Below are 11,637 nucleotides of genomic sequence, written 5' to 3'. Positions count from 1 at the left end.
AATCTCACTTAACCATTGCGAGTGAACATGATTGAAAAGGGACGCTGAAATTGAATAAGTAGAACGGAGGAGCTAACAAAGTTTCTTGCTGACTTACGTTCTTACCGACTAGCTAAATAAGCCGTGCAAAAACCACTGTTTATCTGGCGTTTTAAATATCCAGAGCCACCGACCGTTTTCGCTGTGAGCAATAAAGTAGTCACGAATGACCTTCTCTCCGTCCCACCAGCCAGACACAATGCGCTCTGGGCCTTGAGATAAGGTGACGCTTTCGGTTAAGGCTTCGGGCTCTGGCAGTAAAATACTGGGCCTGAGCCGCTGTTGAACGACGCTGAGAGCTATGGTTTGTTGCTCGCTCTCTGGGGGTGTTTGCCTTTTTGTCACAGACTTACTCAGTGTTGGGAGCGAATACTGATTGGCCTTTTCTGGCCTTGGGTCGTGCTGTATTTTTGGTGTTTGAATACAGGCTTGTCCAAGCTTTGCTTGCAGTAGTGAGAGCAAATCTAACGCGGCAAGTGTTCCGGTATTACCATCAAAAAGATCATGGTAGGCCATTTGGGGTTCTCCATGACGAACCAAGCTGAGGGTCAGTCCTTGAACCGGTGCGGTGAGCTTGAGTGACTCTAAGGTGAGATGAGTAAGGTTCGCCCATTTTTCAGCAAGGTAATCACCTTGTGCCGAATAAAAAGAGACAGGGTGATCGTCTTTATCTCTTAGGTGTAAAGTCAGAGTTAACTCGAAAGCCACTCGATCGCGTAGCTTCAAAAAACATTCGAGTTGATTCAGTAATTTCAGCAACGGCTTTTCGATAAATAGGATGTTTTCAATATCAAACAATAGCTCCAAATATTGCTGGAAATTCTCTGGTGGATGATAGAAATCAATCGGGTGCTTGAACTGGCCGTTAAGGCGACCGACATAATTCACCAAGTCGATATCAAAGCGGCGTGCGACCTCTTGCAAAGGCAGCTTTAATAAGTCTTCAACGGTATTGATACCGACACGGTTCAGGCGTTCCACTTGCTTGGTCGGTAGCTCACTGGAAATTAATGCTTGTTGATTGACCCAAGTTTTCATCTGCTCAATATTGTTTGTTGCTTGGTTGATCGCTTGCTTACCCAAAAGGATCGCAGAAAGCGGCGAATAACCCGTAGCGAAGCTGAACTGGATATTGAGCGTTTCTAAGTGGCTTTTGAGCTCATGCCAGTAGTTATCTAGCCCGTCGTAAAGTGACAGCATGTTAGAGGCTTTAATCAACAAACCATTAGGTGGCAATAACGCCATGTCGGAAGTGACCAGATACGCCCATTGAGCGATCTCTTTAAGCTTACTTTTCTCCAGTTCAATACTGTAAGGGTGGACGTGTAAGTTGTGGCACAAAGCTGCTGCAGACCCTAAGCCCATACCAAGCGAAATTCCCGATTGCAGCGCAGCTGGGTTTGCTTGCAGTACATGGTGATCTTTTTCATCCACGATGATAATAGGTTGTTCGCGTGAGTCTTCGCTCGAACCCAATTCATTAGAGTTAAACAAGGTATCCAACTGCAGAGATGGAAAGTGCAGATAAAGCCACAACATACGTTAGCCTTGCTTCGCAATAGGAAAAGCCAGCACAGTGTTACCAGACAAAGCGCGGTCTGAATTGTCTTCATAAACGACTTTCTCTGTGAGTAACGGCCAGTAGTGTGTCATGTCTAGAATAAAGCTGCCATACGACCAGCTGCCTTTTCTCTTAGTCACTTCAACCTTTAATCCCTGCGCGTGAGAAGAGAGTTTCATGCTTAAGGAAACGGGCAGGGATAATTGATTATGGCTGGTGGCTTTAAAGTGAAACTGCAGGCACTTACCGGTTTCACTGGCTGCTTGTAGGCGCTTTGTTTGGTGTATTTCTAGATCGGCTCCCCATAGCAATACAGAGTGACAAGCGCCGCTTTTGAGGCACTGCTCAGCTGCCCACAACGCATCGAGATCGCGTTGAGGCTGGATAACGAGAATGTTTTCTAATTCAATGCCTTGGCTGTTAAAAAACTCAGCACAGATCTTCCCTGGCGGGTTAATGAATATGGCCAGTTTTTGCGAGTTTTGTTGAGATAAATAGGGCGTCAGTAGGCGAAGCTCGCCGATCCCTTGTTGTGATTCAACTTCAATAACGCCGTGCGTCGGGAAGCCGCCATCAAGCTGTTTATCCAGTTGAGGATAGCCTGTTGAAGTGGTGCTTCCTTGCGTTGTTGATTGTAACCCTTTCCAGATTAGCTGGCGGTCTTGTAAGTTTTTTATTAGTTCATGCATAATTAAATACCTGTATATTTATACAGTATATTTAACAATGAAAAAGATGCAAAGAGAAATGATGAAAATTAGCGGCAGTAATAGTTGATTGATTTAGATACAAAAAAAGCCGCTATGGAAGCGACTTTTTACTATTGGTCAATGATATCAGTTACTTAGGTTGAGCATCGATACATTGGCCATTAATGTCTGTCACACTTGGGTTCATTAAGTGTAGGTACAGTGGGATGATGTCGAGTGGCGTTTTTAGCTTATTCGCATCTTCTCCTGGGTACGCTTTTGCACGCATACGTGTTTGAGTACCACCTGGGTTGATCGCATTAACACGGATGTTTGTGTCTTCAAGCTCATCCGCTAAGATCTGCATCATCCCTTCGGTAGCAAACTTAGAAATCGCGTAAGTGCCCCAGAATGCACGGCCAGAGTGACCAACGGTAGAAGAGGTGAATACGATACGACCTGCTTCTGCTTTTTTAAGTGCAGGTAGCAGAGCTTGAGTCATCAAGAACTCAGACTTCACATTGATCTGCATAACATCATCAAAGGTTTCTTCATCAATCTGCTCAAACGGGCTCAGAGTGCCAAGAACGCCAGCATTATGAAGTAGGCCGTCTAAACGACCGAACTGTGATTGAATGGTTTCAGCCATATCAACGTAGTTCTGCTTTGTCGCACCTTTTAAATCCAATGGGATAATTGCAGGCTGCGGGTAACCAGCGCTTTCGATTTCATCGTAAATGAATTCTAGGTTTTTAACATTGCGGCCTAACAGAATGACAGTTGCGCCATGTTGAGCGAAGCTTAGTGCAGCTTGGCGACCAATGCCAGCACCGGCACCTGTAACCAAAATTACTTTATCTTTGAGGGCATCTGTAGAGATTGGGTAATCCACTGTGCTTATCCTTCTTTCTTTTATTATGTTCGTCATTCCATTGATGTTTAATCACACAGATAACCGCAGGAATGATGAGAAATTCTTGGTAATCGTGACAAGATGGTTACAATACACTAATTCATACAATAGGGGATATGACATTGGAATTTTTGTTGGACTACGGCTTGTTTTTAGCCAAGATTGCGACCGTTGTAATCGCCATCATTGCAATTTTAGTGATTGCTAAATCTGTGGGTGGAAAATCAAGCGCGATTAAAGGTGAGCTGGAAATCACGAACCTATCTGAACACCATAAACAGACGATTGAACAATTAGAGCACCATCTACACGATGATGCTTTCATCAAAGCCCGTGATAAAGCAGAAAAGAAAGCGGAAAAAGAGAAAGTAAAATCACGCGGTAAAGAAGTGAAGAAAGCAGCGAAAGAGGGTGAGCTTGATAGCAAGCGTGAACCACATCTATTCGTTCTTGATTTTAACGGCAGCATTGATGCGAAAGAAGTGGCTTCATTACGTGAAGAGGTAACGGCGGTTCTGGCTGTGGCTCGTGAAGGTGATGAAGTATTGCTGAAACTTGAGTCTGGCGGTGGCATGGTTCACGGCTATGGTCTGGCGTCTTCTCAACTTGATCGTATCAAAGCGGCAGGTTTGCCTCTGACTATCTCGGTAGACAAAGTGGCGGCAAGCGGCGGTTACATGATGGCATGTATCGCAGACAAAATTGTATCTGCACCGTTTGCTATTGTTGGCTCTATTGGTGTTATCGCTCAACTGCCAAACTTCAATAAACTGCTTAAAAAGCACGACATTGAGTTTGAACAGCTAACTGCGGGTGAGTACAAGCGCACACTGACTATGTTTGGTGAGAACAGCGATAAAGCACGTGAGAAGTTCAAAGAAGAGCTAGAAGAGACACACGGCTTATTCAAAGACTTCATTCGTGACCATCGTCCAGCGCTAGACCTTGATAAGGTTGCAACGGGTGAGCACTGGTTTGGTACACAAGCACATGAACTTGGGCTGGTGGATGAGATCCGTACTTCTGATGACTTAGTTGTTGAAGCATGCAAAGACAAGACGGTTCTAGCGATTCACTATGTACAGAAGAAAAAGCTGTCAGACAAGCTAGCTGGCGTGGCAGGTAAATCTGCAGACAGCGTGCTGATGAAGCTGATTGAACGCGGTCAAAAGCCTATTGTTTAAGCTTATTTAGTTCGAGCCTTAAAAAGAAAGCGCATAAGTCATCAGACTTATGCGCTTTTTATTGCTCCACTTCCGAGCGGGTGACCACTATGTTGTAGGGGGAGCGGAGTTTTATACCCATAATCTACTTACTATGATGGGTATTAAATCTTGGCTCCATAATCATTACGTTTTGGACAAGTAGTCAGAATCTCTCTATGACCCGTATCTTTGAGCTCTTCCAAAATCACATCAAAGCCCCACAAGCGATAGAGATGCTTCATCACTTCGTCGTAGCCTTTATCAAGCGGGATGCGGTCGTGAGGCACATATTGCAGTGTCATTGAGCGGTCACCACGAACATCGACATTAAACACCTGAATGTTTGGTTCAAGGTTACTTAGGTTGTATTGCGCCGCAAGCTTCTCACGAATCAGGCGATAGCCCGGATCATCATGAATAGCACTCACCTCAATGGTATTTTTACGGTCGTCGTCGAGTACAGAGAACAGCTTAAAGTCTCGAATGATTTTTGGAGAAAGGTATTGGCTGATGAAACTTTCATCTTTGAAGTTGTGCATCGCAAAGTGCACCGCTTCTAACCAATCACTTCCGGCTAACTCAGGGAACCACTCTCTATCTTCATCGGTTGGCTCTTCACAGATGCGTCGGATGTCTCTAAACATCGCAAAGCCAAGCGCATAAGGGTTTATCCCGCTGAAATAAGGACTGTTGTAGGCAGGTTGTGCGACGACACTGGTATGGCTGTGTAGGAATTCTAAGATGAACTTATCACTCACCAAGCCTTCGTCGTAAAGGTGGTTAAGAATGGTGTAATGCCAGAAGGTTGCCCAGCCTTCGTTCATCACTTGAGTTTGTTTTTGAGGGTAGAAGTATTGGCTCACTTTGCGAACGATGCGAACACACTCTCGTTGCCAAGGTTCAAGCAGTGGTGCGTTCTTCTCGATAAAGTAGAGAATGTTTTCTTGAGGCTCGCTAGGAAAGCGGATCTTGGTCTCTTCTTCCTTACTTTTATTTTGAGGAACGGTTCGCCATAGCTCATTCACTTGAGATTGCAGATAAGCTTCGCGTTCTTCTTGTCTTGCTGTCTCTTCTGCAATGGAAATCTTCTCAGGGCGTTTGTATCGGTCTACGCCGTAATTCATCAGTGCGTGACAAGAATCAAGGAGCTGCTCGACTTCAGCAACACCATATTTCTCTTCACAACCACTGATGTACTTCTTAGCAAACAACAAGTAATCGATGATGGAACTGGCATCGGTCCATGTTTGGAACAGGTAGTTGCCTTTAAAGAAAGAGTTGTGGCCATAACAAGCGTGAGCCATTACCAGCGCCTGCATTGTGACCGTGTTCTCTTCCATCAGGTAAGCGATACACGGATCGGAGTTGATTACGATTTCGTATGCCAAGCCCATTTGGCCATGCTTGTAGTTTTGCTCGGTTTGAATGAATTTCTTACCAAAAGACCAGTGGTTGTAATTGATAGGCATACCAATGCTCGAGTAGGCATCCATCATCTGTTCTGAAGTAATCACTTCAATCTGGTTTGGGTAAGTATCTAAACGGTAATGCTGCGCAACACGTTTGATTTCTACGTGGTATTTCTCCAAGAGGTTGAACGTCCAATCTGGACCATCAGGCAGCATCTTGTCGTTTTTCTTTTTTGCAGCTTTGTTTTTCTCTGCAACGTTTGATTTCGCTGTCATGGCAAACTCCCTTACGCTGTCTCTTTCTGGAACAGTTCTCTAAACACAGGAAAAATATCATCCACCGTTTTAATGTTTTTCATGGCGAAGTTGTCAAAGCTACTCTCGAGTTTTTCGTATTCGTGCCAAAGTGTTTGATGAGAGCGGCGTGTTATTTCGATGTAAGAGTAATATTGGCAAGTTGGCAGAAGCGTATTGACCAGTAACTCTTTACAGCGAGGAGAGTCATCAGCCCAGTTATCGCCATCAGAGGCTTGTGCTGCATAGATGTTCCACTCATTAGCAGGGTAGCGGTCTGCGACAATTTCCTTCATCAGTTTCAGTGCGCTTGAAACAATGGTGCCACCCGTTTCTTGTGAGTAGAAAAACTCATGTTCGTCGACCTCTTTAGCCTGAGTATGGTGACGAATAAACACAACATCGACGTTTTCGTAGGTGCGATTTAAGAACAGATACAGAAGAACATAAAAGCGCTTCGCAATATCTTTTGTGGCCTGATCCATAGAGCCCGATACATCCATTAGACAGAACATCACGGCTTGGCTAGATGGAATAGGGCGCTTCTCGTAGTTTTTAAAACGTAAGTCGAAGGTGTCAATGAACGGCACGCTTTCAATCTTTTTACGTAACTCGGCAATCTCTTCTTTGAGGCGACCTTCCTCAAAAGGTTGTGCCGGCTCCGTCATTTTAACTTGGTCAAGCTGTTCCATCAGTAGGTTAAGCTCGCGCTTTTTACCTGCTGTCATCGCGGTTCTACGAGCCAGAGATTGCTGTAGTGAACGAACGATAGCGATGTTGGATGGAATCCCCGCGCTTTGGTAACCAGAGCGGTGAGTTTTCCATTCGGTGATTTTGTTGACCTGATTTTTCTCTAGATTAGGTAGAGCTAAATCTTCAAAGAGAATATCAAGATACTCATCTTTTGAAATTTGGAAGGTAAATTCATCTTGGCCTTCGCCATCAGGGCTTGCGTCGCCTTGGCCTGAGCCACCACCTTGACCACCACCTTTAGGGCGTTCGATTTTATCGCCAGTGATGAACTGATCATTACCTGGGTGAACGCGCTCTCTTACGCCGCCTTGACCTTGGTGAAAGTTCGGCTCTTTGATGTCTTTATGGGGAATAGTGACGTCTTCACCTGTTTCTGTATTGGTGATTGAGCGTCGGTTAACTGCATCGGCCACAGATTCTTTGATTTGCTCTTTATGGCGTCGTAAGAAACGCTGTCTATTCACAGCACTCTTATTTTTGCCATTGAGCCTCCGATCGATAAATTGTGCCATAAGAACTCCCTCTCAGCTGATGTCGCGATCCTACTTTTTATTCGGGTATAAGAGTTATTGATTTACTAAGGTATAAAAGTTATTGGTTTATACGAGCTGCTCAGTTGAGCAGCTCAATACCGTTTAGTTATGAGGATTTACGAACTCTTAGGTACCACTCAGATAGCAGTCTCACTTGCTTCTCGGTGTAGCCTTTTTCCATCATACGAGCAACGAAGTCGTCATGTTTTTTCTGATCATCCGTTGAGGTCTTAGCATTGAACGAAATAACAGGAAGTAGCTCTTCTGTGTTAGAGAACATTTTCTTCTCAATCACAGTGCGCAGTTTCTCGTAGCTCGTCCACACTGGGTTTTGACCGTTATTGTTGGCTTTGGCACGAAGCACAAAGTTCACAATCTCATTTCGGAAGTCTTTAGGGTTACTGATACCGGCTGTCTTCTCGATTTTCTCTAGTTCGCCATTCAGAGAAGCACGGTCAAATAGTTGGCCTGTTTCTGGGTCGCGGTACTCTTGGTCTTGAATCCAGAAATCTGCGTAGGTGACATAGCGGTCGAAGATATTCTGACCGTACTCAGAGTAAGACTCTAGATAAGCGGTTTGAATTTCTTTACCGATGAACTCTACGTAGCGTGGCACTAGGTATCCTTTCAAGAACTCTAGGTACTTCTCGGCGGTCTCTTGAGGGAACTGCTCCCGTTCGATTTGCTGCTCAATAACGTAGAACAGGTGCACTGGGTTCGCGGCCACTTCGGCTTGGTCGAAGTTAAACACACGAGACAGGATCTTAAAGGCGAAACGCGTTGATAGCCCAGACATGCCTTCGTCAACGCCAGCATAATCTCGGTACTCTTGGTAGCTCTTCGCTTTTGGATCGGTGTCTTTTAGAGTTTCGCCATCGTAAACGCGCATTTTTGAGAACAGAGAAGAGTTTTCAGGCTCTTTCAGTCTCGATAGGATGCTGAATTGCGATAGCAGGTCGAGTGTGCTCGGTGAACAAGGGGCTTTGGACAGCTCACTGTGTTCAAGCAGTTTCTTGTAGATCTTAACTTCTTCAGACACACGCAGACAGTAAGGGACTTTTACAATGTACACACGGTCGAGGAATGCTTCGTTGTTTTTGTTGTTACGGAAGGTCTGCCACTCAGATTCGTTCGAGTGAGCGAGAATCATACCGTCAAATGGCAGTGCAGAAAGCCCTTCGGTACCGTTGAAGTTACCTTCTTGTGTTGCCGTAAGTAGAGGGTGTAATACTTTGATTGGCGCTTTGAACATCTCCACGAATTCCATCACACCTTGGTTGGCTTTACAAAGCGCACCAGAGTAGCTGTAGGCATCAGGATCATCTTGAGAGAAGTGTTCAAGTTTACGAATATCAACTTTACCAACCAGAGACGAGATATCTTGGTTGTTTTCATCACCTGGCTCCGTTTTCGCGATCGCAACTTGATCGAGAATAGAAGGGCGCAGTTTGATGACTTTGAATTTGGAAATATCACCGCCAAAATCGTGCAGACGTTTCGCTGCCCACGGAGACATAATTGAGCGAAGATAGCGTTTCTCAATGCCATATTCGTTCTTCAATAAGTCGCCGTCTTCGTTAACGTCGAATAGACAGAATGGGTGATCGTTTACTGGGCTTCGTTCACCGTCAGCAGACAATACATAGATTGGTAGTTTCTGCATCAGGGCTTTGAGTTTTTCAGCGAGAGAAGATTTACCACCGCCCACAGGGCCAAGTAGGTAAAGGATTTGTTTACGTTCTTCTAAACCTTGCGCAGCATGTTTTAAGTAAGAAACAATCTGTTCAATCGCATCTTCCATACCGTAGAAATCTTTAAATTCGCTGTAGCGTGAGATGACACGGTTCGAGAAAATACGACTCAGTTGAGGGTCTTGAGCAGTGTCAATAACCTCTGGTTCGCCAATGGCTAGTAATAAGCGCTCGGCAGCATTAGCGTAAGCACTTTTATCGTCTTTACACAGCCCTAAGAACTCCTGCAATGTCAGCTCTTCTTCCTTGGCTGCTTCATAACGTGATTGATAGTGGTCAAAGATACTCATAGTCACATTCCCCTTGTTAACCAGTCAAAACTGACGAGCGATTGAAAAATAGGCTCTCCCTACATTTTAAGGTTAGACCCGCTTCCACAATTTTGCTTAACAATTATGTATTTATTTACAATTTTGCGTGTGAAAAACGTGGCGAGCGCAATAGGCAACTTGAGGCGCGTAGAATCAAATTATTTTACATTCGAGGGGATCTGGTCGTTTGTTTTGAGATTTTAGGTTGCTTAATAATACCCGTGCTGGATTTATGTATGTTAGATACATAGCCGAGCCTTATTGATAATCTTGCATGATGAACGGTCTAATGCGCTTGGCTATCAGAAAATAACAAGAGAATGTGAGAATGGTTTATCAAAAAAGTCGTTATTGATTCTCATTATGTTTGAAATGGTAAATTGATACTCTAGAAGGTTACTGCGTTATTTGACGCTGCTTGCGTTTTCTAGTTCAAGTGATTCGAATAAAAAAAGGGTTACTCATGATGAGTAACCCTTTTTCTTGAAACTTTTTAAAAGTTATCGCTGATCTATTAACGAATTAAGCGCTAAAGATTTGAGATAGCTCTGTCGCACATAGGTGGTACTGACGAGGGCAGTTGCGCCATGTTGTTAGCATGCGACGGTACTTCTCTAGCATTGGCATCTGGCTATTGAAGTGGTGATCGGCTTTGTCGAATTGAGGGTAAAGACCTTCAGAATCAACAAGGAAACGCACGTAGTGTACGATCTGCGCTTCAGAAGCGATATCAAAACCTAAGAACTGCAGGCGACGTTGGTCTACTTCAGCACGCTCTTGCTCTGCAAGCATTTTGTTCGACTCTTGCATTGCATGGTACATCTCCATGATGTCGATAATTTCGCGACATTCTGCTTCAGTCAAACAACCAAACTCTTTGTTAAGCTCACGCATTTGGAGTTCGTAACCGCGCTCTACGATCGTTTGTAGGCGTTGATATTTAGCGGAGTTCTCAGGATCCATTTGAGACATTAGGTAGTATTGATTTGATAGAATTAGACGTTGAGCATTGGTCATTTCCATGGGAGGAGCCTCACTAAAAAACTAAATGTTGTATTTTTTTGTTGCAGTAAGAGTAACAGCATTCCTACGAGTGGAAACATGATCTCAACACGGATTTAATATGATTTTTTGAATTGATAAACAAAAGTTGTAAAGAAAAGTGAAAGGATTGTTTTAATACCAATCACAGTAAATAAGTGATCATAAATAGCGCAGGAAAAAGGCTTGAGAACAAGGCAGCTCTATTCGACAAAGAGTTTCGATAAGTAGTTATTCTACAATCAAAATTTCTAACGCAGTTATTGAGCGTTTTAACCAGCTAGGATGACCAGTTATTTACTACGGTTGGTATAATCATAAAAGAAAACGCCCCAATCGAAATTGAGGCGTTTGAAATCACTATGAACGTAAGTCTAGATTAGTATTTTACGTTTGAATGGTACTGGCTAAGAACCGCAACAATCTCGTCCATTTTCTCTTTGCTTGGCGGGTTTGTACCTTCAAGAGGGTAGTCAAAACCAAGTGCTTCCCACTTATGTGCACCAAGCTTATGGTATGGAAGCAGTTCTACTTTCTCGATGTTATCCATGTCTTTGATGAATTCACCTAGCAGATGAGCATCTTCAGGCGTGTCCGTGTAGCCAGGGACAATCACATAACGAATCCACGTCTTCTTACCGATTTTGTGTAAGTAGCGTGCGAAATCCAGAGTACGTCTGTTTGATACACCAATGAAATCGTGGTGAATCTCATCTCGCATGTGCTTAAGATCCAACATAACTAGATCAGAGGCTTCTAGGACTTCATCAACCACTTCAGTGTGCTTACGAATGTAGCCATTAGTATCAAGACAAGTGTGGATGCCTTCAGCTTGAGCTGCGCGGAAAAAGTCACGAACAAACTCAGGTTGTAGCATCGCTTCACCACCAGAACAGGTGATACCACCGCCCGATGCTTTCATGAAATGACGGTATGATTTTGCTTCGTTGATGATCTCTTCGACCGTTACTTCCTTTCCGTCATGAAGATCCCATGTATCACGGTTATGACAGTACATACAACGCATTAAGCAGCCTTGAAGAAACACAATAAAGCGGATACCAGGGCCATCGACAGTACCACAAGATTCGAATGAGTGAATGCGACCAGTTGTAGACATGAGCTATTCTCGTAGAGG

At 44.1% G+C, this 11,637-nt stretch carries 9 protein-coding genes; 1 reads left to right on the top strand and 8 read right to left on the bottom strand.

Going from position 1 to position 11,637, the window contains the following annotated elements; translation table 11 throughout:
• Window positions 1-108: 108 nt before the first annotated feature.
• The 3 genes from AB4512_RS15535 to AB4512_RS15525 all read right to left on the bottom strand — a co-directional run bounded on the left by AB4512_RS15535 (window position 109) and on the right by AB4512_RS15525 (window position 3,181).
• A complete protein-coding gene (locus AB4512_RS15535; protein ID WP_372175153.1) occupies window positions 109-1,578 on the bottom strand; it encodes a DNA polymerase Y family protein in 1,470 nt (489 codons plus the stop codon).
• A gap of 3 nt (window positions 1,579-1,581) precedes the next feature.
• Complete coding sequence (imuA, locus tag AB4512_RS15530) at window positions 1,582-2,289, bottom strand: translesion DNA synthesis-associated protein ImuA (protein WP_017063488.1); 708 nt, start codon at window positions 2,287-2,289, stop codon at window positions 1,582-1,584.
• 151 nt (window positions 2,290-2,440) lie between these two features.
• Complete coding sequence (locus AB4512_RS15525; RefSeq protein WP_017062135.1) at window positions 2,441-3,181, bottom strand: YciK family oxidoreductase; 741 nt, start codon at window positions 3,179-3,181, stop codon at window positions 2,441-2,443.
• Between the two features lie 143 nt (window positions 3,182-3,324).
• Between AB4512_RS15525 and sohB the strand changes: the two genes are divergently transcribed.
• Entirely contained in the window at window positions 3,325-4,386 is a 1,062-nt protein-coding gene (sohB, locus tag AB4512_RS15520; RefSeq protein ID WP_004737399.1) for a protease SohB, read from the top strand.
• A 143-nt stretch (window positions 4,387-4,529) separates the two neighbouring features.
• Here sohB and AB4512_RS15515 read toward each other — a convergent pair whose 3' ends face one another.
• The 5 genes from AB4512_RS15515 to pflA all read right to left on the bottom strand — a co-directional run bounded on the left by AB4512_RS15515 (window position 4,530) and on the right by pflA (window position 11,619).
• A complete protein-coding gene (locus AB4512_RS15515; RefSeq protein ID WP_017062134.1) occupies window positions 4,530-6,092 on the bottom strand; it encodes a SpoVR family protein in 1,563 nt (520 codons plus the stop codon).
• An 11-nt stretch (window positions 6,093-6,103) separates the two neighbouring features.
• A complete protein-coding gene (locus AB4512_RS15510; RefSeq protein WP_017062133.1) occupies window positions 6,104-7,375 on the bottom strand; it encodes a YeaH/YhbH family protein in 1,272 nt (423 codons plus the stop codon).
• Window positions 7,376-7,502: 127 nt separating this feature from the next.
• Window positions 7,503-9,437 (bottom strand): PrkA family serine protein kinase, encoded by a 1,935-nt coding sequence (locus AB4512_RS15505; protein ID WP_016788844.1) that lies wholly within the window; start codon window positions 9,435-9,437, stop codon window positions 7,503-7,505.
• Between the two features lie 543 nt (window positions 9,438-9,980).
• A complete protein-coding gene (locus AB4512_RS15500; RefSeq protein WP_017066932.1) occupies window positions 9,981-10,481 on the bottom strand; it encodes a YfbU family protein in 501 nt (166 codons plus the stop codon).
• 397 nt (window positions 10,482-10,878) lie between these two features.
• Complete coding sequence (gene pflA, locus AB4512_RS15495; protein ID WP_010437353.1) at window positions 10,879-11,619, bottom strand: pyruvate formate lyase 1-activating protein; 741 nt, start codon at window positions 11,617-11,619, stop codon at window positions 10,879-10,881.
• Between the last annotated feature and the right edge of the window lie 18 nt (window positions 11,620-11,637).

The organism is Vibrio sp. 10N.222.52.B7 (genome assembly GCF_041474275.1).
GTDB lineage: Bacteria > Pseudomonadota > Gammaproteobacteria > Enterobacterales > Vibrionaceae > Vibrio > Vibrio crassostreae_C.
This window is presented reverse-complemented; position numbering and strand designations above follow the sequence as displayed.